The organism is Pseudomonas sp. SMN11 (assembly GCF_052041945.1).
Lineage (GTDB): Bacteria > Pseudomonadota > Gammaproteobacteria > Pseudomonadales > Pseudomonadaceae > Aquipseudomonas.
In genome coordinates this window covers 237,878-263,486 of the sequence record NZ_JBKGGW010000002.1, presented here as the reverse complement: position 1 = coordinate 263,486, position 25,609 = coordinate 237,878, and the positions used below count along the sequence as shown (strand labels likewise).

Sequence of the window (25,609 nt, the reverse complement as noted above, 5' to 3'; positions counted from 1 at the left end):
AGCGCCCCTAGTATTGCGAGCACTTCTCATTCGCACCCAATACGCGCTAGCGCCGGATGCCGCCGTGGTTTCGATTCCTGAGCTGAACAGTTCGATCCATACCTTGTACCAGAGCCATTCGCGCTGGCTGCTGGGCTTTCTCTATCGGCGCCTTGGCAACCGGCCGGATGCTGCCGACCTGGTGCAGGACACCTTCGTACGCATTCTCCATCGGCCGCGCCAGTTCGACGGCCAGTCGGCGGAACGCTCGTACCTGGCGACCATCGCACGCGGCCTGTGCATGGACCTTTGGCGCCGGCAGAAGCTGGAACACGCCTGGCTTGAACACCTGGCCTTGCAGCCCCCGGCCCTGCAGCCCTCTGCCGAGCAGCATGCTCTGATCGTCGAAACCCTGCATGAAGTCGACGCGATGCTGCAGCGCTTGCCGGGCAAGGTCCGCCAAGCGTTCCTGCTGGCGCAGGTCGACGGCCTGGCCTACCGCGATATCGCCGCGCACATCGGCGTCAGCGAACGCATGGTCAAGAAGTACCTGGCCCAAGCGTTGCTGCACTGCGCCATCCTCGAAGCCGAGCTCGACGGCCTGCTGGTGGAGTGACGCCATGACCCAAGCGGCACACACACTCAGCCACGCCAGCCTGCAGCAAGCCGCGCACTGGTACGTGCGGTTGCAGGATGAAAACGTCGGTCCACAGTTGCAACGGCAATGGCAGGCCTGGCTCGACCAGCACGGCGACCACCAGGCCGCCTGGCAATACGTGCAGAGGGTTGGCGAGCGTTTCGCCCCCCTGCAGCATGAGGGCAGTGCTGCAGGGAGGGTGCTGCGTGAGCACGACGCACGCCGCATGACGCGCCGCACCGGGCTCAAGTCGTTGATGGTGCTTGGCGCCAGTTCACTGCTGGGCTGGCGCGCATGGCACGGGGCGCCGCTGCAAGGCTGGAGCGCCGACCTGGCCACAGGCATCGGCGAAACCCGACAAACCCGCCTGGCCGACGGCAGCCAGTTGTGGGTCGGCGCGCAGAGCGCGGTGGACCTGGACTTCACCCTGCAGGCCCGGGTGCTGCACCTGCGCTTTGGGGAAATCCTGGTGGAAACCGCCAACGATGCCCGCCGCCCGTTTTTCGTCGACACCGCCCAAGGCCGCATGCAGGCCCTGGGCACCCGTTTCGCGGTCTGCCAGCAAGCTGGACTCACCTGCCTGGACGTTTATGTCGGCGCCGTCGAGGTGTGTACCGCAGGCAGTGCCGAGCGCCGTATCGTCCAGGCCGGGCAACAGGTGGCGTTCAGCGCCGAGGCTATCGGTGAGCCTCGGCCGGCGCAGAGTGCCAGCGAGTCGTGGATCCACCAGCGCCTGAACGCCGAGGACATGCCGCTGGCGCAGCTGCTGCAGACGCTGGGGCGGTATCGCCATGGTCATCTGGGTTGGCATCCGGCGGTCGCACAGCTATCGGTGATGGGCGCCTTCCCGCTCGACGACACCGACCGCGCACTGGCCTTGTTGCAGGCGGCTCTACCGGTCCGTGTGCAGCGGCTCACACCCTGGTGGGTGAGTGTAGAGCCCGCCTGATCGATGGTCTGCAAAAAATTTTCGGTGATCGGTTCCCTTTTTCTCGTTTCGTTCGGTTTACCCCGCGTACGACACCTCACAACTCACCGTATCGATTTCAGGGACCAGCATGCCGAAGCCCCTCCACCCCGCGTTCCGCCTGGCGCTAGCCGCGCCGCTTTCGCTCTGCGCCGTCGGGCCACTGATGCTGCCTGCCACAACAGCGCATGCCGCACAGGCAGCCAGTGCCGAGATGACTTTCGACATCGCCCCCGGCTCGCTCGCGGGGGCCCTCAATCAGTTCAGTAGCCAGGCCGGCATCTACCTGGCTGGCAGCAACGCCCTGGCCGCCGGCAAGACCAGCCAGGGCCTGCAAGGCCGCTACAGCGTCACCCAGGGGTTGGCCCGCCTGCTTCAGGGCAGCGGGCTGCAGGCCGTGCCCCAAGGCAGCACGGGTTATGTGCTGCAACCCGCCGCCGACGGCAGCCCGCTGCAACTCGATGCCACCACGGTGAACGCCGCCCTGCTGACCAGCAACGGCCAGAGCGACAACGGCTACCGTGCCGTTGCCAGCAACACCGCCAGCAAGACAGGCGCCGCCCTGGCCGACACGCCGCGTTCGGTTTCGGTGGTGACCCGCCAACGCATGGACGACCAGCAGTCGCAGACCCTCACCGAAGTGCTGGGCTACGTGCCGGGCATCTTCTCGCCACCCTTCGCCGGCGGTGACGGGCAAGCGGGCGACCTGTTCTTCATCCGCGGCTTCAACGCCACCGACTACGGCTATGGCCTTTTGCGCGACGGCCTGCGGGTGCAAGGCAACCGCTACGACACCAGCAGCGAACCTTATGGCCTGGAACGGGTGGAAGTATTCCGCGGCCCGACTTCGATCCTGTATGGCGAAAACGCCCCGGGTGGAGTGGTCAACCTGGTCAGCAAAAAGCCGACCGCAGACGCCCTTGGTGAAGTGCAGCTAAGCTACGGCTCGTACAACCGCCGCCAGCTTGGGGTCGATGTTTCCGGCCCGTTGACCGACGAAGGCAACATCCTCGGCCGCCTGGTGATGATGGGCCGCAAGTCCGACACGCAGATCGACCATCAGCCCGACGACCGCCTGTACCTCGCGCCGTCGCTGACCCTGAACTTCGACGAGTTAAACAGCCTGACCGTGCTGGCCACCTACCAGCGCGACCGCACGCTGATGGAGCTGGGCTACCCTGCCGCCGGCACCTTGCTGCACAACCCCAACGGCAAGATCGACAAGGACCGGCTGTCCGGCAACCCGGACTGGGACAACTTCGAGCGCGAAACCTGGAGCCTGGGCTACGAGTTCAGCCACCGCTTCAACGACACCTGGCAATTCCGCCAGAACTCGCGCTACCTGCAGTCCCGTATCGACCGCCAGGAAATGTGGCCCGGCAGCCTCAACAACGGCGGCTTCGGCACCACCTTGAGCAATCAGGCCTACGACCGCTACAACAAGTCCATCGCCTACTCGCTGGACAACCAGTTCGAAGGCCACTTCATCGACGGCGCTTTCGAGCACACGGTGTTGCTGGGCGCGAGCCTGGACCGCACTTCGTTCAACCAGGACTGGGACGCCGGCAACGGCGGCACCATCAACGTGTTCAACCCGGTGTGGAACGGCAAGCCGAGCACCCCGTTCCATGTGCAGAACGCACTGCTGGAACAGACCATGTACGGCCTGTACAGCCAGCTGCAGACCAAGGTAGACCACTGGGTGCTGCTGCTCGGCGGGCGCCTGGACCGGGTCAACAGCCAATTCCGCAACAAGGCCGGCACCCTCAACGCCGAAGCCGACATGGACAGCTGGGACAGCAAGTTCACCTGGCAGACCGGCGTGATGTACCAGTTCGACAACGGCCTGTCGCCCTACTTCAGCTACTCCACTGCCTTCGCCCCGACCCAGCAGACGGAAAGCAAGAGCGGCCCGCTGGACCCGACTACCAGCGAACAGTACGAAGTGGGCATCAAGTACGAACCCAAGGGCTGGAACACCGCCTTTACCGCGTCGGTGTACGACCTGCGCAAGAAGGACGACGTGCTTTACGACTCGGCCGTGGGGGACTACCGCCAGATCGGTGCCAGCCGCGCCAAGGGCGTGGAGCTGGAACTCAACAGCGACCTGAGCGAGAACCTCAACCTGACGGCCGCCTACACCTACACCGACTCACGCATCACCAAGGACGTGGCCGGGTCGCTGTATGAAGACCACCAGATGACCGGTGTGCCGCGCAACCAGGCATCGGCGTGGAGTACCTACCGCTTCCGTGACGGGCTGCTGAAGGGGCTTTCGGTTGGCGGTGGCGTGCGGCATTTCGACAGCACCTTTGCCTACACACCAGCCAGCCTGTACGGCAAGCTCGATACCGGTGATGTAACGCTGGTGGATGCCAAGGTCGGGTATGAGATCGACGACAACTGGTCGGTCGAGGTCAACGCTCGCAACCTGTTCGACAAGGAATACGTGGCAGGCTGCAACAACGCCGGGCGTTGCTATTGGGGCGAAGAGCGCACCTTGCTGGGCACCGTCTCACTGCGCTGGTAAGTGTTTGCCTGTGCCGGCCTCTTCGCGGGTAAACCCGCTCCCGCAGGGATCACATCAGCCCTGAGGGCAGCGCTGTACCTGTGGGAGCGGGTTTACCCGCGAAGAGGTCGGCACAGACAACCAAAACGGCCATTCAAAAACCCGATCACCCGATCGGAATTATTCGCCTTACAGCCCCACCCAGCCCCTTTATCCTGCGGCCAAGACCCCTTCAAACACCACAATAAAGGGCCGCCTCGCATGTCATTCAAACGCACCATCCACGCCGTCGACACCCACGCCGGCACGCCCATGCGCGTGATCACCGGCGGCATCCCGCACATCCCCGGCGACAGCGTGCACGCCAAGATGAAATGGCTTGAAGCCAACGACGACCAACTGCGCAAGCTGATGCTGCGCGAACCGCGCGGCTACCCGGCGCACTGCTGCAACATCATCGTCCCGCCCAGCCACCCCGAAGCCGACGCCGGCTACATCATCATGGAGCAGATCGAGTACCCGGTGATGTCCGGCGGCAATACCATCTCGGTGGTCACCGTGCTGCTGGAAATGGGCATGCTGCCGATGCGTGAACCGCTCACTGAACTGGTACTGGAAGCACCGGCCGGGCTGATTCGCATCCAGGCGCAATGCGAAGGTGGCAAGGTCAAGGCGGTCACCTTCCAGAACGTGCCGGCGTTCGCTGCGCATATCGACGCCGAAATCGATGTGCCGCACCTGGGCAAGGTACGCGTGGACGTGGGCTGGGGCGGCATGTTCTACGTGATCGCCGACGTGCGCCAGTTCAAGGGCCTGCAACTGATCCCCGAGCACGGTGGAGAGATCGCCCGGGTATCGTCGATGATCCGCCAGGCTGCCATCGAGCAGCTGCCGGTTGCTCACCCTGACTACCCCGGCATCGGCATCACCATTTCCCAGCTGTCCGGCCCCAGCGAAGACCCCAACGCCGACTGGAAGAATGCCGTGACCATGGCCAGCGGTGCGTTTTCCTGGGATGACCCGAGCACCTGGACCGGGGCCCTGGACCGCTGCCCCTGCGGCACCGGAACCTCGGCAAAGATGGCCACGCTGCACGCCAAAGGCGAGCTGCCGCTGCACCGCGACTTCCGCCACCAGGGGCTGCTGGGCAATGTCTACACCGGCCGCCTGATCGACGAAACCAGCATCGGCGACAACAAGGCGGTGGTGCCGACCATCACCGGCAAGAGCTGGATCTACGGCCTGAACACCTTGGTCCTCGACCACGACGACCCGTTCCCGGAAGGCTTCACCATCGGCGACATCTGGGCCTGAGTGCAGCTAGTATCGGCGAGTCGGGCCAGCCGGCTCGCCCTCTGACGACGGTCGCATTTTCATGAACATCGAGCACCTGCGGGCTTTCATCGAAGTGGCCGCCAGCGGCAGCTTCCACAAGGCTGCCGAACGCCTGCACATCACCCAGTCTTCGGTCAGCGCACGGATCAAGGCCCTCGAGGATCGCCTCAACCGCCCGCTGTTCAGCCGCAGCCGCCACGGCGTCACCCTGACCTCCGGCGGCCATCTGTTCTACCGCCACGCGGTGTCGGTGATCAGTGCCTGGGAGCGCGCCCAGCATGACGTGGCCTTGCCGACCGATGTGCGCAGCTCGGTCAGCCTGGGCTTGCCAATGAACCACTGGGGCAACATCACGGCCGACTGGGTGGCGTGGATGGAGCGGCACCAGCCACGCGTTGCCACCCAGGTGCAGTCGGATTACTCGATTCTGCTGATGAACGAACTGCGCGAAGGCTTGCTGGACCTGGCGATCCTTTACGAACCGCACCACTGGCCAGACGTGGTCCTCGAACCCTTCCTCGAAGAACCGCTGCAGCTGGTGTCGACCCAGGCAAGCACCGTGTTCGAGGGCCATGGCGAGGGGTACGTGTATATCAGCTGGGGCCGCTCGTTCACCGACCAGCACAACGCGGCCTTCCCCGGGGCCAGGCGCCATCGTCTGTCGATCACCCAGGAAACCATCGCCCTCGACTACATCCTCAGGCACGGCGGTTCAGCGTATTTCTCGCAGTTCATGGTCAGGGACCTGCTGGCCGAGGGGCGCCTGCATGTGGTGGCCGCTGCGCCGGCGCTCAGTGTGCGTACTTACCTGGCGTTCTCCACCTTGCGTGAACGGTCGCCGGAAACGCTGAAAGCGGTCGAGGGACTGAAGTCGATCCCGTTCTACCAACAAGGCAAGACGTTCGGTTGAGGTAAAACCGATCGCCCCGTGACGAAACTCACAAAGGAAGGCCACCCGCGTACTGAAAACGTGAACCCCTCAGCGCGGGGCGTTTGCCTTGAACTGCCAGGCCTCTATACCTGAGTGCGCAACACGCCATTTCGGCACTCACTCGGTTTTCAGGAGACTTTGCATGGAAGCCTTTTTTGCTTTGACCACCGCCGACAACGCCCCGGAGTTCATTTTCAAACTGACCAATGAAGATCGCATCGCCCATGCACGTCGGATCCTCGCTGGCGAGGAAACGAACCAGATCCATGTGCATGGCCGCCTGATCAAGCGCCAGCAACCCTACAACCGGGGCTGGAGTTTCTACCTGGACCCGGACACTATCAACTTCTTCGAAGTGGCGATCGAGGTGTGTGATGCCACCACACAGTATGTGGAGGATCACCTCGACGAAGCAGGCGGTGCCTTCCTGCCGGGTGGCCACTGGTGCCCTTGGTCTTCGCGCTTAGTGCGCGAGATCAAGGAATAGCCTGTAATTGGGGCTGCACAGCAGCCCCAAATTTTTTATGGGCAATGCAAAGCGCGATAGTCTAGGCCCCTGCCTTCGCACTGCCCAACAGGAGTTCCCCATGCTCGGCGTCACCGACTACGGCGCGTTCGTCATCGCCTTCATCATCGTCCTGGCCATCCCCGGCCCAGGCAACTTCGCCCTGATCACCGCCACCGGCAAGGGTGGTATCAAGGCCGGCATGGCGGCAACCTGTGGGGTGATCCTCGGTGACCAGGTGCTGTTGTGGCTGGCCGTGGCCGGCGTCGCCACCCTGCTGGCCGCCTACCCCGCCGCCTTCCACGTGGTGCAGTGGGCCGGTGCCGCCTATCTGGCCTACCTGGGCGTGCGCATGCTGCTGAGCAAACCCGGCGGCGCTCCCCGCGCCAGCCGCATGGACAGCGGCCACTACCTGCGCCAGACCATGATGATCACCCTGCTCAACCCCAAGGCGATCATGTTCTACATGGCTTTCTTCCCGCTGTTTGTCGACCCGGTGAAGCACCAGGGGTTGGTGACCTTCGGTTTCCTTGCCGCGACAGTGGCGGTGGTGACCTTCCTGTATGGCTTGATTGCCGTGGTGCTGACGCACTTGCTGGCGGAGCGCATGCGCGCCAATCCACGGATTGCCAATATGTTCGAGCGGGTGGCCGGGGCTTGCCTGGTCGGGTTCGGCATCAAGCTGGCAGCGATGCGCTAAGCTTCGAGCAAACAAAAAAAAGCCCCTGGAAACTGACCGTTCCCAGGGGCTTTTCATTGCGCATCACACCGTCAGTCGGTTTCCAGCTCGTACGCCTTGCTTACGAAAAGCGCCGCGAACAGGCTCTTGCCTTCCTTGAATTTGTACGCCTCCTCGAACTTGCCATCCTCGACCAGCTTCTGCCCGATGGCACATTCCGAATCGCTGTGGTTCTTGCCCTTGGCTCCGAAGTCGCTGCTCCAGGTGGAAAGCCCGACCTCGTCGCAGAACGCCGCGAACTTGGCCTTCGGCGCACCTTTCTGGAAGGCGCCGTAGGCTTCCTTGAGTGGTTTGAAGCCGCTGTAGCTGACGCTGTAGTGCTCGACCTTGGCCTTGCGCGCAAAGCTACTCACAGCTTCCGCCAGCACCGCTTGACCACTGAACGAGCTGTAAGCGCCGACGATCAGGCCGCTCAGGGCATTCTTGAGCTGAAGCTCTACATCATCTAGCTCCGGCAGCGACTGGAAGTCGGCCTTGCGTACGATCTCGCCGACTTTCGAGCCGTCATTGCGGTGGGTCACCACGAACTCCATCGCCCCCTCGCCATCGCTGGACCGCTGCAAGGTGAAGTCGAGGTCGACCGTGGTGCCATAAGCACCGGTGCTGCTGACCAGAAACGCACCGGTCACCGGCTGGCGTACCGCCAGGTTGGCTCCCCAGGCGAAGTCCGACTGGGTAGCACGGCCGTTTGCAGTCAGCTCGGCACGTGGCTGGATCTCGTCGTTGACATCCGACACCAGCACCAGCTCGGTACCTTTGCTCGACAGGTAAGGGTTGCCCATCTGCATGCCGATCAGCTGGATGTGGATCTTGCCGTCCTTGCTGTCGCCCTCGTGGGCCAGCTTCAGCGCATCGGCCTTCAGGTACACGCCTGCGGTGTAGCGGCTGGCGGTGGCATCGAGCTGGTACTTGGCCCAGCCGGCCAGGCCCTCTTCCGGCGAACCGCCACGGGCCGACTCCAGCATCCCCGACAGGCTGCGCATGAACTGCTCGGCGCCATTGGTCTGCGCTGCGGCCATGCGGATCTCCGGGTCGGCCACGGTCAGGTTGCCGGAAAACGCCGAATAGGAGATGTCGCCCTCCGACAGCACATCCTCAAGGAAATAGCGCTCTTTGAAGTCCTCGTAATAGGCCATCGCGGCCTTTTTACCGGAGCTGGACAGCATCGCGTAGCCGCCGCCAAGTACCAGCACCGCTGCCGCAACACCGCCGATCAGCAGCTGCTTCTTGTTCATCTGAATTGTCATGGTGTTTGCCTCACTGGACCTGGGCGGAAGCGTTCTTCCAGTCGTTCACGAACCGTTGGGAGACCTCTGGGGTCCAGCTGAAGTCGATGCCTGCACCCGGAAACTCCTTGGCCAGCACCGCACCGAAGGAGACCTGATCGGCACACTTGTCCTGCTTGCAGGCCTGTGGCTCACCGATGCCGTAGGCACGGTAGGTCGGGACGGCTCGGCCATCTTCCAGCGGATAATACGGCGTGGCGTTGGCCACCCGGGCGACGTACCAGCCCTCGGCGTATGCTTCTTCTGAAACGAGGCGGCCCTTGCTCGGGAAGTCGATGGTGTAGAAGTCGCCCTTGCTGCCGGTGACGTGCACCATCATCGGCACTACGTTCGCCGACGAACCTGGGTTCTGCAGGGCCAGTGGCGAGTCGATGCGCACCTTGATACCGGCCATCTGCGCCAGGGCTTCGGTTTCGCGCCCCTTGTACTCGCTCATGCCGGCCTGCAACTGCTCGTAGCGCGCCAGCACACGAGTGTGCACGCGGGCAAGTTCGGCCTGGCGCTCACGCTCTTCGCGCAGCCGCTGCCGTTCACGCTCGACCGTCCAGTTGGTGCCTTCACGCACGTCGAAGTACAGGCTATTGCGATTGAGGCCGATGCGGTTGCGGACGATCTTCTGCTGGTTGTCGTTCCAGCCATTGGCCGCGATCGCCGACAGGTCCTTAGCGATGAGCAAGGTGGCCACGTCGGTGGTACTCGGCGAAGTAGCCTTGATCAGCTCGAACACTTCGACCGCCGCTTCGCGGTACTTGGCAGCATCCAGGGCAAACGACTCATCGGGGGTTACCGCAACGTAGTAAGGGTCGCTGCTGAACGGCCGCAGCGCGCCCCAGTTCGAACGCTGGAAGGTCAGATACACCTTCATCTGCCGGCCGGGGATCTCACCCACCAGGAACGCTGCCTGGTCCGCTTCCGGCGACACGTAGGCAACCGCCTTGTTCTTCACCGCAGCTTCGAGGTTCTTGTTGAAGACCAGCGTGCTCGGGTGAACGTAGACACGGTTCCAGTTATCGCCACGGTAGGTGCCGGGCACTTTCCACGACAGTTTCTCGAAACTGCCCTCGGCAAAGCCGGACGCCGGGCACGGCATGGCCGGCGTGGCACCGAATGCCAGGTTGTCACCGTCGCTGATGGTCGAGGTGCTGAGCACCCATTTACAGCCGGCGGCGTCGGTGATCTGCATCAGCTTCGGGTTCTGCAGGACCAATGAACGGCCGAAATCTGCGGTGGGGGCAGCCGCTACGGCCGAAGCCGGTGCCGGGATTGGCGCAGGTGCTGGCGCCTCGGCTACGGGAGCTGGAGCTGCCGGTGCTTCTGCCTTGGCTGGCTCAGCAGCGGGGGCCGGCGCCGGGGCTGACGCTGCGACTACGGGAGCAGGCGCAGCCGGTGCTTCTGCCTTGGCCGGCTCGGCAGCAGGTGCTGGGGCTGGGGCTGGAACCGGAGCGGGCTCTGGCGCAGGAGCTGGCGCGGATGCTGCCGGGGCCGGGGCTGGCGCTTCGGCCGCGGCAGGTGCTGCGGCAGGCGCCGCCGCGAGCGTCACCAGGCCCAGGTTGGACGCGTTGCCCGAACCGCTGGCGAAGAGTTTGCCGGTGCCGTCAACGGCCTTCCAGGACACCTTTGCCGTCGCGCAGTCCTTGGCGAACACGAACGGCAGCTTGGTCAGCAGGCCCGAGAGCAACGCCTGATCGTCCCAGGTCGGACGGGTGATGGTCATTGCCACGTCAGGTTTGCACCAGTTGCTGGCGTCCCCCGGCACTTCGACCTTGATGTTGTCTTTTTTCGAGAAGGCCAGCTCGTGGGCGAACGCCTGCGGTACCAGACCACAAGCGCCGATCACAGCCAGCGTGAGCGCGTGCTTTTTCATGGAGTTCCTCAGATCAGTTCCCAGGTGCCGTTGGCTTGTTTGCAGAAGGTGTTCTGCTCCTGCTCGGTCTGCCCACCTTGCGACTGCAGGCTGACGGTGACCGGGCGGCAAGCGGCCTCGGCGGCCACGGTCTGGGTCGGCAGCGACTGGATGGAGTCAAGGTCGAAGCCTTGGGTTTCCTTGCTGGCGGCAACGTCCAGCTCGTCCAGGTTGACGGCCGGGGTCACGCGCTTGGCAACGGCCTGGGCCTTGGGCTCGACGAAATTCTTGTGCACGTAGCCCACGGTCACGCCCTTGCGACCGACCAGCACCCAGTCACCGGTAGAGCCCACAGCGGTGAACTCGGTGTGGTTCTTCAGGCTGCCGACCTTCTCACCGTTCTGGTTGGGGGCGGCGCGTACGTTAAGGTTGTCGCTGATCGTCACGTACGGTTCGTTGATCAGCTTCATCGACGGCACTGCCTGGATCTTCGGCGCGCGCTTGACCTCGACCTGCTGGGTCTTGGTGTATTCCTTGCCCGGGGTGATCTGCGCGGTGGCGCCGGAGTGGTCGGACTTCCAGGTCACCGGCTGGGCGCTGGCGGTGGCTGGCTGGCTCAGCACCTCCTGGGTGCGCAGCGCCAGCGCCTGCTGGTCCTTCTCGTCGAGGTGATGGCCGATGCGGTTGCCGACATAGGCACCGATACCGCCAGCGATCAGGGCGGCGGCGATCTTGCCGTTGCCACTGCCCAGGGTCGAGCCGATGGCCACACCGGCCAGGCCACCGATCACGGTGCCCGCTTGCTCTTTGCTGATCCCGAGCTGTGCACAGGCCGTGGTAGAGGCGATGGCGACCGCCAAGAGGGAAGCGACGAATTTCTTACGCAAGTGGAGCACTCCATTTCCGGTGGGTGAACAGGCGCACGCGCGCGACGGCCAGAGAAAGGCCGGGCGAGATGAGGCTGTAAGGAATCTGCAAGGGGATGGCGGTACTGGCGCGCTGCAGCGGCTTGGCGCTGAACGACGATCTGCCCGGCAAGCAGCGGGCATTGAGGAAAACCAGTACGGCGAAAAGCATCCAACCAATCCATGTCAGAACAGGGTGATCGACCAGGACGCGTAGTCATTACACGTGAGGACCCTGGGCGCTAATAGCGTTTTGCCCGCGCATTCTAGCGCAATACATCTTCGCTTACAGTTTTACTTCAGATTTTTCCCATGCCTTGTAGGACGCGTCTGAATCATACTGATGGCCCTGCCAAACCATTGCGAGTGCTTGGGAGTGGGCCTAGTCTCGGGGCCGTCGTTGCCAAATCAGCGACCGGCTTTGACAGGCTGAACTTATTCCCGCGAGCATTTACAGCCTATGGCGGCTGTACATGGGGCACCTTCGTGTGCGCCGAGTTGTTGCTCCAGGGTCCTCGGTCTGTCAACTCATGTTCAGCTGCCACCCTCTTGTTTGAAAATAGGCCCCGTGCCCCCAATTCTGGTGTAGCGCGTCCCCAAGACTGGGTTGCCCATTTCACAAGCCATTTAGATTTGAATATTTTTTTTACAATTGGAAATAGTTTTCCATGGCTCGGCACGCCCATTCAGCTATGGCACAACCCGTGCTTTGACCATTACGGCTCAAGGAATGACCTCTTGCGTGCATGTCCGGAACCGGCCAGAACATTGCCGCTCGAGATCGTCGGAAGTTCCGTAAACCGGTACTTCAAGTCGAGCTGTCTATTCGATATCCGTGTCGCTCCGTAGTTGTTGCACAAGCCGTGCAACACGAGCCCTAACGTCGGTAGGTCGAATGCTTGCAAAGAGGCTGGCAGCATTTCGGAGACCATTATGAACACATCTGCAGGAGTCAGAACTTCAGCCGTAGCGCGTACCCAAATGCGGCTCAGTGCGCTGTTCGCTCGCCCCGCGCTGCTTGCCGGGGCCGTAGTCGCCGCACTGGCATTGAGTGGTGCAGGGCTTGGTGATGCCTGGGCCAAGGGCGGGACCGACAAGCCGGTCAAGGGCACACCATCACCGTTTACAACGCCTACCTTACCTGACCCGATCTTTGTCGATCCCTTGGCGATTCATGGCTTCGACATCACCGGTTTCATCCAGGACATGACCGTCGACAGCAGCAATAGCAACTGCCCCAATACCAGTAACCCGAACCGTTTGGGCGGTACTGTGGTGGTCAACGGCACAACCATTACCGTGCCGTGTAACTCGGTCATCCAGATGCCCGCCAATACCCTCACTTGGGCCGAGTTCGTAGAAGGCGGCCCGCTCGGTCTTAAACAACTACCGGCAACTTACCCTTCATTTGAAGTGCATGTTGTCGGCAACACCGTCGCCGGCAAACAAATTGCCGGGCTGATCTTTATCTCTCAGCAATCGGCCCAGGTCGGCAGTGGCTACATCAGCAGAATTGACCAGACCACCGGAAACATAGAAGTAACGAGTACCAACTCGCCACAACCGACCGTCTTGCAGATCAACGACCCGAACGGGCGTTTCGGTCGGGCCCAGAGCCCCGATGCGCGCTTCTCGGTGGATGACGCCAACCCGACCATCCACGCGGCCACGGGCTACCCGATGTGCGTCCCGCGTACCGGTGACGACGCCCTGTGCCCACAGAAAAACCGGCCGAAAGTGGTCACCCCGACCACCACCAACAACTGCCGCAACTTTGCCCAGGCCGGCGTAGCGCTGCCAGCGTCAGGTGAGTTGACACCACCGAAGGCAGGTCAGCTTTATTGCAGCCAGTTCGTCATGAAGCGCTTCAGTGACCCGACCCGGACTGCAACCGACCCTGACCCGACGCAGCAAGTACCGTTCGAAGTCGGCGACTTCATCACCTACTCTGGCACACTGTTCAAATCGACCACTGCCGGTGTGCCGGACTTCATTTCCGCCCACACCATCGAGGCCAACCTTGGCATCTACACCCAGCCGGGTTCCCAGCCCAGCTACCTGGCGATTGGCGAATTCGGCGTTGGCACTGCGGACCCGGCCGCGGTCGCAGTCAACGGAGCAGCTCAGGAAACCCAGGACCGGATCTTCCTCGAAGCCGAGACGACCGATGTAAAGACCCCCGTGGACATCTACCTGATCGACGTCGACCCGACCACCGGCGTGCAGCGAAACCGCTGGATCACGCCATTTGAAATGACCGGCGAATGTGACCCTGCCAGCGTGCTGGCGGCTACCTGCGCCGGCGCTTCCGGCGGGATCACCACGCAAAACGTTGGCCCTCAGCCACAGCGCGCACGGTTGCGTGCCTCAAAGGCACCGACCGGCCTGCTCAGCCAGCCAAGCCGCACCTTGCGGGTGGTCGCTCGCTCACTGTGCGTGCCCACCAATACCCTGCCGCAACCTGGTGTGGATAGCTGCCTGCAGAACGCCGGCCGCCTGACCGTGGCCAACGGGCTGACTGCAGGCCAGTACGTGGCGCCGGTGTTCGAGTTCATCTTCCCGGAAAACGTCAAGCCAGGGGACGAGATTGTGCCCAACGACTTCTGGCATCTGGCGTTCCTGCGCAATGGCGAAGGCAGCACCACCCCTACCGGTGTCGGTGCACTGGAACCAACGCCTTGGTGAGAAGAAGCGAGTAGTAAGAGCCAGAAACGAAAAAGCCCCGCAGACGTTAATCTGCGGGGCTTTATCTTGTATGGCGGAGAGATAGGGATTTGAACCCTAGGTACTGTTGCCAGTACAACGGATTTCGAATCCGTCCCGTTCGACCACTCCGGCATCTCTCCAATGCCGCGCATCATACCAGCGTTTTCTTGAAACGCAAATCTTTTTTCAAAAAAAATCGCGTGGTATCAGACGCTTGCGTGAACGCACGCCTTACAGCGGCACGCCCAGGCGCTTGGCAACTTCTTCGTAGGCTTCGATCACGTCGCCCAGACCCTGGCGGAAGCGGTCCTTGTCCATCTTCTTGCGGGTTTCCTTGTCCCACAGGCGGCAGCCGTCCGGGCTGAACTCGTCACCCAGAACGATCTGGCCGTGGAAGACACCGAACTCCAGCTTGAAGTCGACCAGCAGCAGACCAGCGTCATCGAACAGCTTGCTCAGCACTTCGTTGACCTTCAGCGACAGCTTCTTCATCTCGACCAGCTGCTCGGCGGTGCCCCAGCCGAACGCAACCACGTGGGATTCGTTGATGAACGGGTCACCCTTCTCGTCGTTCTTCAGGAACAGCTCGAAGGTGGACGGCTCCAGCTTGATGCCCTCCTCCACGCCCAGGCGCTTGACCAGGCTGCCGGCGGCGTAGTTGCGCACCACGCACTCGACCGGGATCATGTCCAGCTTCTTCACCAGGCACTCGTTGTCGCCCAGCAGCTTGTCGAACTGGGTCGGCACGCCGGCTTCTTCGAGCTTCTGCATGATGAAGGCGTTGAACTTGTTGTTCACCATGCCTTTACGGTCGAGCTGTTCGATGCGCTTGCCGTCGAACGCCGAAGTGTCGTTACGGAACAGCAGGATCAAGCGGTCGGCGTCGTCGGTCTTGTAAACCGATTTGGCCTTGCCGCGGTAGAGTTCGTCGCGTTTTTCCATGATTGGGCTCCGCTTGCTGAGGTGTTGGGCTAGGCGATTTCGCGCCAGTCGAGCCCGTGTTCCTGATTCGCCACCTGGAGCCAGTCCGGGTCGCACCCGAGGGTGTCGACGAAGCACTGGCGGGCCAAGTGTGGCAGGTTGTTCTTGCTGCTGAGGTGGGCCAGCACCAGGTGCTGCAGGTTGTTCCAGCCCAACTCTTGCACCAGGCGCGCGGCCTGGTGGTTGTTCAAATGTCCTTGCATGCCACCCACCCGCTGCTTGAGGAAAGCCGGATAGTGGCCGCGTGCGAGCAGGTCGCGGCAGTGGTTGGCTTCGATCAGCAGTGCATCCAGGCCCTGGTAGCGCTCGAGCAGCAGCGCATCGTACGAACCCAGGTCGGTGAGCATGCCGAAACGCCGCTTGCCGTCGCTGAACACGTACTGCAGCGGCTCATAAGCATCGTGCTCGACCCGTGCTGCGCTCACTTCCAGGCCACCGATCTGCAGCCGCTCGCCACAAGCGAGAAAACCGGCCACCTCCACCGGCTTGCGCATGCCGCGCAATGTGCCTTGGCTGAGGTAGACCGGTACATTGTAGCGCCGTGACAGCAACCCTACCCCATGCACGTGGTCGGCATGTTCGTGGGTGACCAGCACCGCGCTCAGTTGTGCCGCTGACACCCCGAGCAGCGCCAGGCGCCGCTCGGTTTCACGCAGGGAAAAACCGCAATCGACCAGGATGAACGTGTCACCACTGGCGATCAGCGTGCCATTTCCCTGGCTGCCGCTTCCGAGTACCGCGAAGCGCACTTAGCCCAAGTGGTCCTGAATGGCGCTCAGCACGCGGCGGGCGACATCGGCCGGGGCCACGGTGTTGATGTTCTTCTCGACGGTAACCTGCACGCTCTCGCCGACCTTGCTCAGGCGCACCTGATAACGCTCGGCACGGGCTTCACGCTCTTCCTTGGTCGGTGCGCTGCCGAACATGCGGCTGAAGAAGCCAGGCTCGTTGTGCTTGTCTTCAGGCTTTTCCGACAGGTTGATGTAGTACAGGCCAAGGCTGCGGTTGATGTCCTCGACGCGCCACTGGCCGCTCTGCTCCAGCGCACGGCCCACGCCGGACCAGGCACGGTCCAGGTCCGAGCCGAGGAACAGCACCGGGTTGCCGCTGCCGTCCTCGCTCAGGCTGACACGGCTAGGGGCGTCGAAGTCACGCGCAGCCAACAGGGAGACCGAACCGCCCTTCTCGGCGCTGCGGCTCATGCTGGCGAGCATTTCGTCGACCAGCAGCGCGTCAGCGCCGGTATTGGCCGAAGTGGACGGGAACGCGGTGTCGGCGGTGCTGCCGGCCGGGCGCTCGACGCTGACGATGTACACCTCGGAGGTATTGCGCTGCACGCCGGGCTCGATGCGCACACGGACGCGCACTTCGCTGTCGCCACTGCTGGCCGTGCTCGACAGACGCTGGCCGAGCGATGCCGACAATTCGTCGAAGCGCTGCCAGGTGGTGTTGAATTCACCGGTCTGCGGGCGTTCTTCAGCGATGCGGAAGCCATTGTCCTCGAAGAACTGGTGCGCCACCGGCCACACTTCGGCCGGCGAGTGCTGGGCCAGGACCCAGCGGCTGCTGCCGCTGCGCTGCAGGGTGTAGTCGCTGGCTTCGGCGCCAGCGGTCAGCGGTTGCGGACGCGGCACTTCGAACTCGCCAGTGGCGCGATCGTCGGCAACGTTGCGCGGGATCGGCAGCAACGGGTCAAGGCGCTTGACGTTGCCGGCGTCCGGCGGCAGTTGCATCGGCGCAGTCGGGTGCGCCTGCAGGTAATCGCTGCCGCGGTCGCGGAAATAGCCATCCTCGCCCCACAGCCAGCCACACCCACTGGTGCTGGAAATGATCAGGGCGAGCGCGGAAAGACCAGCCAGTCGCTTCATGCGGTGTACTTCCTCTTAAACCAGTACGCCGGACTGGCGCAAGGCAGTACGGACTTTTTCGTGGCAACCTTCGCTCAGCCAGGTCAGTGGCAGGCGAATGCCTTTGTGCATCAGGCCCATTTCCACCAGCGCCCACTTCACAGGGATCGGGTTGGCTTCGCAGAACAGGTCTTTGTGCAGCGGCATCAGTTTTTCGTTGATTGCGCGGGCCTTCTCGGCATTGCCCTCAAGGGCGGCCTCGCACAGGTCGGCCATTTCGCGCGGGGCGACGTTGGCGGTGACAGAAATGTTGCCCTTGCCGCCCATCAGGATCAGCTCGACGGCAGTCGGGTCGTCGCCGGACATGACGATGAAGTCTTTGCTGACGCCATCGAGGATCGCCTTGGCACGGACCAGGTCGCCAGTGGCTTCCTTGATGCCGATGATGTTCGGCACGGTCGACAGGCGGATCACGGTCTCGGCCTGCATGTCGCAGGAGGTACGGCCCGGCACGTTGTAGAGGATCTGCGGAATATCGACGGCTTCGGCGATGTGCTTGAAATGCTGGTACAAGCCTTCCTGGGTCGGCTTGTTGTAGTACGGCACCACCAGCAGGCAGGCGTCGGCGCCGGCATTCTTGGCGTTCTGGGTCAGGTGCACGGCTTCGGCGGTGGAGTTCGCGCCGGTGCCGGCGATGACCGGAATACGCTTGTTGCTGTGCTTGACGCGTTCGACCACATGCTTGATGACCAGGATGTGTTCTTCGACATCCAGCGTGGCCGACTCACCGGTGGTGCCGACAGCGACGATCGCGTGGGTGCCGTTTTCCAGGTGGAAGTCTACAAGTTTGTCGAGGCTGTCCCAGTCCAGACGCCCTTGTGCATCCATGGGTGTGACCAACGCCACCATACTGCCCGCAATCATGTAACTGCTCCTGCCGGAAAAAGAGAGCGGTAATGGTACTGGGGGCATCGGCCTTGCACAAGCGAAGCAGGCGGGCGGAGCATTCCCCTCGGCGCCTTATTTCGCTACCCTTGATCCTTTGATCGGTGCAGCGCGGCCCGCCGGGCCGTCGACCCTGCTCCCCGGCCAGCGTCCACGTCCTCGCATGCGAGCCCCGGGCCCTGCCGACAGGAGGCTTTCGCCCGTCCTGCACCGACCGCTCATCGCTTTAGGAATGCTGCATGTCCACCCCCACCGTCCGCGAACAATTCCTTGTCATCAGCGCCCTGGGCCCCAACCCCATGGAGCTGGCCAACGTCCTCAGCCGCGCCGCCTTCGAAAACCGCTGCGCGGTGGTCACCTCGCGCCTGAGCCGCCACGGCGAGACCAGCGCCCTGGTGCTGCAGGTAGGCGGCAGCTGGGACGCCCTGGCGCGCCTCGAAGCCATGCTGCCGGGCCTGGGCAAGAAACACGGCCTGACCCTCGACGTGGTGCGCAGCGCCGATCAGGAAGTGCGCCCGCAGGCCCTGCCCTACGTGGCCTACGTCAGCGCCGCCTATCGCCCGGACATCATCAACGAACTGTGCCAGTTCTTCCTCGACCACCGTGTCGAGCTCGAAGCCATGACCTGCGACACCTACCTGGCGCCGCAGACCGGCAGCAGCATGCTCAACGCCCAGTTCACCGTGATCCTGCCAGCCGGCACCCAGATCAGCTGGCTGCGCGACCAGTTCCTGGACTTCGCCGATGCCCTGAACCTCGATGCCCTGATCGAGCCATGGCGTCCACAGAACCCCATGTAAGGAAACCGACCATGGCAGTAGCACTCGACCAACCCGTCGCAGACTTCCAGGCCCAGGCCACCAGTGGCCAGACCGTCAGCCTGGCCGAGCTCAAGGGCCAGCAGGTGGTGGTGTACTTCTACCCGAAGGACAGCACCCCAGGCTGCACCACCGAAGGCCAGGGCTTCCGCGACCAGCATGACGCCTTTGCCGCCGCCAACACCCTGGTGTTCGGCGTGTCGCGCGACGGCATCAAGTCGCACGAGAACTTCAAGGCCAAGCAAGGCTTCCCGTTCGAGCTGATCAGCGACAAGGACGAGGCCCTGTGCCAGCTGTTCGACGTGATCAAGCTGAAGAAGCTGTATGGCAAGGAATACATGGGCGTCGACCGCAGTACTTTCCTGATCGACAAGGACGGTGTACTGCGCCAGGAATGGCGTGGCGTGAAGGTGCCTGGGCATGTGGATGCCGTACTGGCAGCAGCCCAGGCCTTGAATAAAGGCTGAGGTTGAGTGGGGCTGCTTTGCAGCCCCTCGCGGGACAAGCCCGCTCCTACAGGGATCGCGTGGGTTGGGCCAATGCACTCTCCTGTAGGAGCGGGCTCGTCCCGCGAGGGGCCGCGACGCGGCCCCAGTAGCATCAGAGCATCGGTGAGACGCTGGCTTCCTGCCTGGGCCAGGCATCCAGCACGGCCTTGATCAAGGTCGCCAGCGGGATCGCAAAGAAGATCCCCCAGAACCCCCACAACCCGCCAAACAGCAGCACAGCACAGATGATCGCCACCGGGTGCAGGCTCACCGCCTCGGAAAACAGCAACGGCACCAGCACGTTGCCATCCAGCCCCTGGATGATCGCGTATACCGTCATCAGGTAAATGAACTGGTCGCCCCAGCCCCACTGGAACAGCGCGATCAGCGTTACCGGCACGGTCACCACCACTGCGCCCACATAGGGCACCACCACCGACAACCCCACCAGCAGCGCCAGCAACGCGGCGTAATTGAGCCCAAGGCTTATGAACGCGATGTAGGTAGCAATCCCGCAGATCAGGATTTCGATGCCCTTGCCGCGAATGTAGTTGGCGATCTGCCGGTTCATCTCGCTGCCCACCCGGTTCAGCAAGGTGCGCTGACGCGGCAGGTAGCCACTGACCCAACGCCCGATCAGCTCGCGGTCCTTGAGGAAGAAGAACACCAGGATCGGCACCAGCACCAGGTAGATCATCGCGTTGACCAGCAACGGCAGGCTCGATAGCGAGAAGGTCAGCGCCCATTGGCCGAACTTGCCGATTTCACCGCGTACCGACTCGATCGCATGCAGCACCTGCTCGTCCGACACCAGGTGCGGATAACGCTCCGGCAGCAGCAGCAACAGCGACTGCCATTTGCCAAGCATCCCCGGCAGCTCGTTGAACAAGGTGATCAGCTGATGCCAGAGCAACGGCACCAGCACCAGCATGAATACCGCCAGCGCACCCATGAACAGGGCGAACACCAGCATCACCGCCAGCCGGGTCGGCACCCGCAAGCGCTCCAGGGCATTGACCAGGCCTTGCATCAGGAACGCCAGGACCATGCCCGCCAGCACCGGCGCGAGCATGCCTCCGAGGGTGAGCACCGCGGTAAAGGCGAGGAACAGCAGGACCGCCAGCACCACTGCCTCCTCATCGGAGAAGTAGCGCTCTATCCAGTCGCGAAGCACTTTGAACATTGACGATCCTTGGGTTGGCTCAGGCCTTGCGCAGCCAGTAGGTGTAGGTACCGGCCTCAGCCGTTTCATGCAGCAGCGTATGACCGGCAAGCTGGGCGAAAGTGCGGAAGTCGCGCTGCGAACCGGCATCGGTGGCGATGACTTTCAGCACCGCCCCGCTGGCCAGGCGGTTCAGTTCCATCTTCGCCTTCAGCAGCGGCAGTGGGCAGTTCAGCCCGCTGGCGTCGAGTTCGGCGTCGCAGGTCAGGGTGTCACTCATCGGGCGCGTCTCCAGGGCGGGGCGGGCAGGCTTGGGAAAAGCTCGGTAGCATACCGCCACTGGTCTGCTCCGCGCGACCCGGCTACAGTAAGGCTTTTTCATCGACGCGAGCTTCTGCATGAATCTACTGCGCCCCACCCTGCTGGCGCTGGCCTGCCTGATGGCCCTTCCCGGCCACGCCGACGACCTGCCATCACTGGGCGACGCCAGTTCCGCGATCGTTTCACCCAAGCAGGAGCACGACCTCGGGCGCGCCTGGCTGAGCCTGCTGCGTGGCCAGGTCAACCAGCTCAATGATCCGCAGTTAAAGGACTACGTCGAAACCACCGTGTACCGGCTGGCCGAAACCAGCCAACTGCAGGACCGCCGCCTGGAATTCATCCTCATCGACAGCCGCGAGCTCAACGCCTTTGCTGCGCCTGGCGGCATCGTCGGGGTCAACGGCGGCCTGTTCCTCAACGCCCAGACCGAAGGCGAGTACGCCTCGGTACTGGCGCACGAACTGGCTCACTTGTCGCAACGCCACTTCGCCCGCGGCGTCGAGGCCCAGCAGCGCATGCAGCTGCCGATGATGGCGGCACTACTGGCCGGCATCGTGCTGGCGGCAGGCGGCGCTGGCGATGCCGGCATCGGCATGATCGCCGGCACCCAGGCGGCAGCGATCCAGGAGCAACGGCGCTTCTCGCGGCAGAATGAGCAGGAAGCCGACCGCGTCGGTATCCAGAACCTGGAAAGGGCCGGCTACGACCCGCGCAACATGCCGACCATGTTCGAGCGCCTGGCGCGCCAGTATCGCTTCGATGCCAAGCCGCCAGAATTCCTGCTGACTCACCCAGTGACCGAGTCGCGTATCGCCGACACCCGCAACCGCGCCGAACAGGCGCCCAAGGGCGGCGTCGAGGACAGCCAGCGCTACCAGTTGATCCGCGCCCGTGTGGCCCTCACTTACGAGGGCACCCCGGGCCTGGCAGCCAAGCGCTTCCGCGCCCAGCTCGACGAAGACCCGAAACTGGACGCTGCGCGCTACGGCCTGGCCCTGGCGCAGATCAAGGGTGGCCAGCTCAACGAAGCGCGGGAAAACCTCAAGCCGCTGCTGGCCAAGGCGCCTAACGACATCACCTACAACCTGGCGCAGATCGACCTGGACATCACCAACAACCGCCTGGCCGACGCGCAGCAACGTGCCGAGCGCATGCAGGGGTTGTACCCGGGCAACTACCCGCTGAAACAGGTGCGTGCCGACCTGCTGGTCAAGCAGAACAAGCCGGCCGAGGCGGAGAAGGTCCTGGACGACCTGCTCAAGAGCCGGCCGGATGACCCGGACGTCTGGTACGACATGGCGGAAGTGCGCGGGTTGTCGGGCAACACCATCGGCCTGCACCGGGCGCGCGCGGAGTACTTCACCCTGGTGGGAGATTTCGACCAGGCGGTACAGCAGCTGGACTACGCCAAGCGCCGTGCGGGCAGCAACTTCCCGCTGGCGTCGCAGATCGACCAGCGCCAGCGCGAGATCATGGAACAGAAGCGCATGGTTCAGGAAATGATGGGGCGCTGAGATCCTGGGGCCGCTTTGCGCCCCTTTCGCGACACAAGGCCGCTCCTACAGGGGTACGCGATCGCTTGTAGGAGCGGCCTTGTGTCGCGAATGGGCCGCAAAGCGGCCCCAGCAATCTCAAGCGTTACCGGAGAGCTTCAGGCGAGCCGCCTGGGTAAAGTCCAGCATGCGGTTCAGCGGCTTGATCGCCTTCGGCACCAGCGCCGGATCAACAAAAATCTCGTCCCCGCCGTTGCGCAAGCAGTGCAGCACCCGCTCCAGGGTATTCATCGCCATCCACGGGCAGTGCGCGCAGCTGCGGCACGCCGCACCGTTACCGGCTGTCGGCGCTTCGACGAACTCCTTGTCCGGGCACAGCTGCTGCATCTTGTAGAAGATGCCGCGGTCGGTGGCGACGATGAAGGTCTTGTTTGGCAGGGTCTGCGCCGCCTTGATCAGCTGGCTGGTGGAGCCCACCGCGTCGGCCAGCTCGATTACCGCTTCCGGCGACTCCGGGTGCACCAGGATGGCGGCGTCCGGATACAGCGCCTTCATGTCGGCCAGCTGACGGGACTTGAACTCTTCGTGAACGATGCAGGCACCGTCCCACAACAGCATGTCGGCACCGGTCTGCTTCTGGATGTAGCGGCCCAGGTGCTGGTCCGGGCCCCAGATGATGGTTTCGCCGTTGTCCATTAGGCTTTCGACGATTTCCAGCGCGCAGCTCGACGTCACCACCCAGTCGGCCCGCGCCTTCACCGCAGCGGAGGTGTTGGCATAAACCACCACGGTACGCTCGGGGTGCTGGTCGCAGAAGGCCGAAAACTCTTCGACCGGGCAGCCCAGGTCGAGCGAGCAGGTAGCCTCCAGGGTCGGCATCAGCACGCGTTTTTCCGGGGTGAGGATCTTGGCGGTTTCGCCCATGAAGCGCACACCGGCGACGATCACCGTCTCGGCCGGGTGGTTCTTGCCGAAACGGGCCATTTCCAGCGAGTCGGACACGCAGCCGCCGGTTTCTTCGGCCAGCGCCTGGATGACCGGGTCGCAGTAATAGTGGGCTACCAGCACGGCATTCTGCGCTTTCAGCTCGGCAGCGATGGCCGCACGGTATTCGGCCTCCTGCTCGGCGGTCAGCGGGTTGGGCTGCTTGGCGTCAAGGTGGGCCTGAACCAACAGGCGTTCGGAAATCTGGGTCATGATCGCTGGACCTGCAGGCGCGCGTGCGCGTCAAATCGAGTGTATCACCCGGCCCTGGCAGATCGGCTAGGGGTGCCGGACGGCAGGCATGCCGCCACGGCCCTCTGCGGGCGCGGATTATTATCGGACGCCGAAGGCTACAGACAATCCGGGGAATTCAAAAGCGGTTTTTGTGGTGCCAGTGCCGGCCTCTTCGCGGCTGAAGCCGCTCCCACAGGTACAACACAGGACTCAAGTGTTGTAGGGCACCTGTGGGAGCGGCTTCAGCCGCGAAGAGGCCGGCTCAGGTCAACCCATCAACCCTGCGGCTGCATCGCGGCAAAGTGCGCCGCCAGCAGCATGGCGAACTCTTCGACGGTCATCTTCTTGCCGTTGAAGTCGACCATGCCATCGGCATAGTGCAGGCTCGCCACCACATCGCTGCCCTGCACGGTGGCCATGCCGCTCTGCACCGCCATCATGCCGACCATCTCCCCAGCCTGGCTCGATTGCGAAGCAATCGCCTGGGCATCGGTCTGCCCTTCCAGCAGCGCCTGCAAGGTAGCCAGGTCGCCGATCATCGGCTTGGACAACGACAGCTTGCTCTTCACCTCGGTGATCAGTTGCTTGCTCAACTGGTCAGGCGGCAGGTCGAACGAGGCCGGGCTGGCGAAATCCATCGACAGGTCGAAACGGCTCTCGCCATTGGCAGTGCGGAATGCCAGGTTCTCGATGGCCAGCTTGGGCTTGGAGGCCAGCAACTGTTGCAGGTCGCCGTGGAACCTGGCTTTTTCCGCCTCATCCATCTGGATTTCCGGCACCGGCTGCCCGGCAGCCTGAGCCGCTTCGAACTCTGGCAGGTGGGCCTGGTACCACTTCGACAGCGACTGCAAGGCTGGGGCATTGAGCGACTTGATGCTCACACCCATCTGCGCGTTACCCACTGCGCGGCCATCCCAGGTGATGTCCGCGATCCGGTAGTCCACGCGACCACCCACGGTGTCCGGGCCATCCAGGGTTTGCAGAAGGTTCTGCTCAAGGCCCTTGAGCACCAGCACCTGCTGCTTGTCACCCAAGGTCGCCTTGGCCTCGGCCAGCAGCAGGTCGACATTGCCGACGTAAACGGCGTCATGCTTGCTGGCCGCCAGGTTGCCACCCACCTTCAATCCCGAGAGCTCGAGGGTAGCCGGCGGATGGTCCTCGCCGACCAGCTTCATCACTAAGCGATCCGCGCTGCCATGGAACTTCGACGCCTTGCCTTCCTGATCACCACTGACCTCCAGCGACATTCCCGAGAAGTCCAGGCTGCTGCCGTCGGCCTCGGTACGCTTGAGCGGTGCCACGGTGATGTTGCTGTCGACGTTGCCCGAGAAGCCCAGGCTGGTATGCGCACTGATCGGCGACTGCTCGCCTGCGGCAGCGAACCACGGCGCAGTGAGGTCATCCTTCTGCAGGCTGCTGCTGCTAGCGGCCAGTACCGGTACCAGCTTCAGTGCCTTGACCCGCGACCACGGGAACGGGCCATGCTCGATCTGGTCGGTCATGCCGAGGTCGAAACTGACCACTTCGCCGTGGCCAAGGTTGATGTCCTTGGCCTTGAGCCGGTACTGCGCAGTACTGCTGAAGAAGTGCTGATCGAGCGAGACCAGCTCGACGGTCATGCTGCCGCCATAGTTGGTCAGGGCCTTCTTGATCTGTTCGTTGCTGCGGCTGACGGCGTTGTCCAGCTCGCCAGGCAGCTGTTTGCCGGTGTACCAGGCGCCAACGGTGGTCACGACTGCGATGGCAATCGCCAGGCCGGAAAGGATCCCTACTGATTTCTTCATGAATAGAACCGATCGATGTCCATATGGGCGGGGTGCAAAAGGATATCACTGCGGTGACGGGCCGGTGACGACGCCTGGGCAGAAATGGCGACTTGGGAAATGTCCGACAATCCATCAGATCGTTAATTTTTACGAACATTGAAGTCGATCGAAACCGCAAAAAAACGCGCAAAAACCGAACATTCTGGGCGTTTAACCGATAAATATTTC

The 25,609-nt window shown here is 63.1% G+C and carries 23 protein-coding genes and 1 tRNA gene; 11 read left to right on the top strand and 13 right to left on the bottom strand.

The features are described 5' to 3' along the window. Window positions 1-64 precede the first annotated feature (64 nt). From ACLEJU_RS03425 to ACLEJU_RS03395, 7 genes are all read left to right on the top strand, one after another. Window positions 65-595, top strand: coding sequence for a sigma-70 family RNA polymerase sigma factor (locus tag ACLEJU_RS03425; protein ID WP_435423978.1), 531 nt, complete (start codon window positions 65-67; stop codon window positions 593-595). A 4-nt stretch (window positions 596-599) separates the two neighbouring features. After that, window positions 600-1,565 carry a FecR domain-containing protein gene (locus tag ACLEJU_RS03420; RefSeq protein WP_435423979.1) on the top strand — a complete coding sequence of 322 codons (966 nt, stop codon included), beginning with the start codon at window positions 600-602 and terminating at the stop codon, window positions 1,563-1,565. 109 nt (window positions 1,566-1,674) lie between these two features. After that, entirely contained in the window at window positions 1,675-4,113 is a 2,439-nt protein-coding gene (locus ACLEJU_RS03415; RefSeq protein WP_435423980.1) for a TonB-dependent siderophore receptor, read from the top strand. A 240-nt stretch (window positions 4,114-4,353) separates the two neighbouring features. Beyond that, window positions 4,354-5,406, top strand: coding sequence for a proline racemase family protein (locus ACLEJU_RS03410; protein WP_435423981.1), 1,053 nt, complete (start codon window positions 4,354-4,356; stop codon window positions 5,404-5,406). A gap of 61 nt (window positions 5,407-5,467) precedes the next feature. Next, the gene (locus ACLEJU_RS03405) at window positions 5,468-6,337 is read left to right on the top strand and encodes a LysR family transcriptional regulator (RefSeq protein ID WP_435423982.1); all 870 of its coding nucleotides are present in this window, start codon (window positions 5,468-5,470) and stop codon (window positions 6,335-6,337) included. Window positions 6,338-6,500: 163 nt separating this feature from the next. After that, complete coding sequence (locus tag ACLEJU_RS03400; protein WP_435423983.1) at window positions 6,501-6,845, top strand: BP74-related protein; 345 nt, start codon at window positions 6,501-6,503, stop codon at window positions 6,843-6,845. Window positions 6,846-6,945: 100 nt separating this feature from the next. Next, window positions 6,946-7,563 carry a LysE family transporter gene (locus tag ACLEJU_RS03395; protein WP_435423984.1) on the top strand — a complete coding sequence of 206 codons (618 nt, stop codon included), beginning with the start codon at window positions 6,946-6,948 and terminating at the stop codon, window positions 7,561-7,563. A gap of 71 nt (window positions 7,564-7,634) precedes the next feature. On the opposite strand, the gene ACLEJU_RS03390 is transcribed toward ACLEJU_RS03395, so the two are convergent. From ACLEJU_RS03390 to ACLEJU_RS03375, 4 genes are read right to left on the bottom strand one after another with little or no spacing between them, the layout of a single operon-like run. Then, window positions 7,635-8,849: a hypothetical protein gene (locus tag ACLEJU_RS03390; RefSeq protein WP_435423985.1), complete on the bottom strand. Its 1,215-nt coding sequence runs from the start codon at window positions 8,847-8,849 to the stop codon at window positions 7,635-7,637. Between the two features lie 10 nt (window positions 8,850-8,859). Continuing rightward, the gene (locus ACLEJU_RS03385; protein WP_435423986.1) at window positions 8,860-10,752 is read right to left on the bottom strand and encodes a hypothetical protein; all 1,893 of its coding nucleotides are present in this window, start codon (window positions 10,750-10,752) and stop codon (window positions 8,860-8,862) included. A gap of 8 nt (window positions 10,753-10,760) precedes the next feature. After that, window positions 10,761-11,618, bottom strand: coding sequence for an SH3 domain-containing protein (locus ACLEJU_RS03380; RefSeq protein ID WP_435423987.1), 858 nt, complete (start codon window positions 11,616-11,618; stop codon window positions 10,761-10,763). Further along, complete coding sequence (locus tag ACLEJU_RS03375) at window positions 11,611-11,808, bottom strand: hypothetical protein (protein WP_435423988.1); 198 nt, start codon at window positions 11,806-11,808, stop codon at window positions 11,611-11,613. Before ACLEJU_RS03375 ends, ACLEJU_RS03380 begins: the two co-directional genes overlap by 8 nt. A gap of 809 nt (window positions 11,809-12,617) precedes the next feature. On the opposite strand from ACLEJU_RS03375, the gene ACLEJU_RS03370 reads away from it, so the two are divergent. Further along, window positions 12,618-14,321, top strand: coding sequence for a hypothetical protein (locus tag ACLEJU_RS03370; RefSeq protein ID WP_435423989.1), 1,704 nt, complete (start codon window positions 12,618-12,620; stop codon window positions 14,319-14,321). Between the two features lie 71 nt (window positions 14,322-14,392). On the opposite strand, the gene ACLEJU_RS03365 is transcribed toward ACLEJU_RS03370, so the two are convergent. The 5 genes from ACLEJU_RS03365 to dapA all read right to left on the bottom strand — a co-directional run bounded on the left by ACLEJU_RS03365 (window position 14,393) and on the right by dapA (window position 18,094). Next, a tRNA-Ser gene (locus ACLEJU_RS03365) sits at window positions 14,393-14,482 on the bottom strand. Window positions 14,483-14,573: 91 nt separating this feature from the next. Continuing rightward, the gene (gene purC, locus ACLEJU_RS03360) at window positions 14,574-15,284 is read right to left on the bottom strand and encodes a phosphoribosylaminoimidazolesuccinocarboxamide synthase (RefSeq protein WP_011535129.1); all 711 of its coding nucleotides are present in this window, start codon (window positions 15,282-15,284) and stop codon (window positions 14,574-14,576) included. A 29-nt stretch (window positions 15,285-15,313) separates the two neighbouring features. Beyond that, window positions 15,314-16,072, bottom strand: coding sequence for an MBL fold metallo-hydrolase (locus ACLEJU_RS03355; RefSeq protein ID WP_103446262.1), 759 nt, complete (start codon window positions 16,070-16,072; stop codon window positions 15,314-15,316). Then, a complete protein-coding gene (bamC, locus tag ACLEJU_RS03350; protein ID WP_435423990.1) occupies window positions 16,073-17,191 on the bottom strand; it encodes an outer membrane protein assembly factor BamC in 1,119 nt (372 codons plus the stop codon). A 15-nt stretch (window positions 17,192-17,206) separates the two neighbouring features. Further along, window positions 17,207-18,094, bottom strand: coding sequence for a 4-hydroxy-tetrahydrodipicolinate synthase (gene dapA / locus ACLEJU_RS03345; protein WP_159411711.1), 888 nt, complete (start codon window positions 18,092-18,094; stop codon window positions 17,207-17,209). Between the two features lie 260 nt (window positions 18,095-18,354). Here dapA and ACLEJU_RS03340 point away from each other — a divergent pair, with 260 nt between their 5' ends. Next, complete coding sequence (locus ACLEJU_RS03340; RefSeq protein ID WP_013973793.1) at window positions 18,355-18,915, top strand: glycine cleavage system protein R; 561 nt, start codon at window positions 18,355-18,357, stop codon at window positions 18,913-18,915. Window positions 18,916-18,926: 11 nt separating this feature from the next. After that, complete coding sequence (locus tag ACLEJU_RS03335; protein WP_435423991.1) at window positions 18,927-19,400, top strand: peroxiredoxin; 474 nt, start codon at window positions 18,927-18,929, stop codon at window positions 19,398-19,400. Window positions 19,401-19,533: 133 nt separating this feature from the next. Here the strand turns inward: ACLEJU_RS03335 and ACLEJU_RS03330 are convergent, their stop codons facing one another. Both ACLEJU_RS03330 and ACLEJU_RS03325 read right to left on the bottom strand, forming a co-directional pair. Beyond that, the gene (locus ACLEJU_RS03330; RefSeq protein ID WP_435423992.1) at window positions 19,534-20,604 is read right to left on the bottom strand and encodes an AI-2E family transporter; all 1,071 of its coding nucleotides are present in this window, start codon (window positions 20,602-20,604) and stop codon (window positions 19,534-19,536) included. Window positions 20,605-20,623: 19 nt separating this feature from the next. Then, a complete protein-coding gene (locus ACLEJU_RS03325; protein WP_027919941.1) occupies window positions 20,624-20,863 on the bottom strand; it encodes a sulfurtransferase TusA family protein in 240 nt (79 codons plus the stop codon). A gap of 118 nt (window positions 20,864-20,981) precedes the next feature. On the opposite strand from ACLEJU_RS03325, the gene ACLEJU_RS03320 reads away from it, so the two are divergent. Further along, window positions 20,982-22,418, top strand: coding sequence for a M48 family metalloprotease (locus ACLEJU_RS03320; RefSeq protein ID WP_110637184.1), 1,437 nt, complete (start codon window positions 20,982-20,984; stop codon window positions 22,416-22,418). Between the two features lie 117 nt (window positions 22,419-22,535). Here ACLEJU_RS03320 and nadA read toward each other — a convergent pair whose 3' ends face one another. Together nadA and ACLEJU_RS03310 are read right to left on the bottom strand one after the other, a co-directional pair. Further along, window positions 22,536-23,594, bottom strand: a complete 1,059-nt coding sequence (gene nadA, locus ACLEJU_RS03315; RefSeq protein WP_016711984.1) for a quinolinate synthase NadA — start codon at window positions 23,592-23,594, stop codon at window positions 22,536-22,538. A 296-nt stretch (window positions 23,595-23,890) separates the two neighbouring features. Continuing rightward, window positions 23,891-25,399 carry a YdgA family protein gene (locus tag ACLEJU_RS03310; RefSeq protein ID WP_435424777.1) on the bottom strand — a complete coding sequence of 503 codons (1,509 nt, stop codon included), beginning with the start codon at window positions 25,397-25,399 and terminating at the stop codon, window positions 23,891-23,893. Window positions 25,400-25,609: the final 210 nt, after the last annotated feature.

Coding starts and splice junctions, on each gene's coding strand:
- ACLEJU_RS03420 (WP_435423979.1), top strand. CDS start 600: ATGACCCAAGCGGCACACACACTCAGCCACGCCAGCCTGCAGCAAGCC.
- ACLEJU_RS03415 (WP_435423980.1), top strand. CDS start 1,675: ATGCCGAAGCCCCTCCACCCCGCGTTCCGCCTGGCGCTAGCCGCGCCG.
- ACLEJU_RS03410 (WP_435423981.1), top strand. CDS start 4,354: ATGTCATTCAAACGCACCATCCACGCCGTCGACACCCACGCCGGCACG.
- ACLEJU_RS03405 (WP_435423982.1), top strand. CDS start 5,468: ATGAACATCGAGCACCTGCGGGCTTTCATCGAAGTGGCCGCCAGCGGC.
- ACLEJU_RS03400 (WP_435423983.1), top strand. CDS start 6,501: ATGGAAGCCTTTTTTGCTTTGACCACCGCCGACAACGCCCCGGAGTTC.
- ACLEJU_RS03395 (WP_435423984.1), top strand. CDS start 6,946: ATGCTCGGCGTCACCGACTACGGCGCGTTCGTCATCGCCTTCATCATC.
- ACLEJU_RS03390 (WP_435423985.1), bottom strand. CDS start 8,849: ATGACAATTCAGATGAACAAGAAGCAGCTGCTGATCGGCGGTGTTGCG.
- ACLEJU_RS03385 (WP_435423986.1), bottom strand. CDS start 10,752: ATGAAAAAGCACGCGCTCACGCTGGCTGTGATCGGCGCTTGTGGTCTG.
- ACLEJU_RS03375 (WP_435423988.1), bottom strand. CDS start 11,808: ATGCTTTTCGCCGTACTGGTTTTCCTCAATGCCCGCTGCTTGCCGGGC.
- ACLEJU_RS03370 (WP_435423989.1), top strand. CDS start 12,618: ATGCGGCTCAGTGCGCTGTTCGCTCGCCCCGCGCTGCTTGCCGGGGCC.
- purC (WP_011535129.1), bottom strand. CDS start 15,284: ATGGAAAAACGCGACGAACTCTACCGCGGCAAGGCCAAATCGGTTTAC.
- bamC (WP_435423990.1), bottom strand. CDS start 17,191: ATGAAGCGACTGGCTGGTCTTTCCGCGCTCGCCCTGATCATTTCCAGC.
- dapA (WP_159411711.1), bottom strand. CDS start 18,094: ATGATTGCGGGCAGTATGGTGGCGTTGGTCACACCCATGGATGCACAA.
- ACLEJU_RS03340 (WP_013973793.1), top strand. CDS start 18,355: ATGTCCACCCCCACCGTCCGCGAACAATTCCTTGTCATCAGCGCCCTG.
- ACLEJU_RS03335 (WP_435423991.1), top strand. CDS start 18,927: ATGGCAGTAGCACTCGACCAACCCGTCGCAGACTTCCAGGCCCAGGCC.
- ACLEJU_RS03330 (WP_435423992.1), bottom strand. CDS start 20,604: ATGTTCAAAGTGCTTCGCGACTGGATAGAGCGCTACTTCTCCGATGAG.
- ACLEJU_RS03325 (WP_027919941.1), bottom strand. CDS start 20,863: ATGAGTGACACCCTGACCTGCGACGCCGAACTCGACGCCAGCGGGCTG.
- ACLEJU_RS03320 (WP_110637184.1), top strand. CDS start 20,982: ATGAATCTACTGCGCCCCACCCTGCTGGCGCTGGCCTGCCTGATGGCC.
- nadA (WP_016711984.1), bottom strand. CDS start 23,594: ATGACCCAGATTTCCGAACGCCTGTTGGTTCAGGCCCACCTTGACGCC.
- ACLEJU_RS03310 (WP_435424777.1), bottom strand. CDS start 25,399: ATGAAGAAATCAGTAGGGATCCTTTCCGGCCTGGCGATTGCCATCGCA.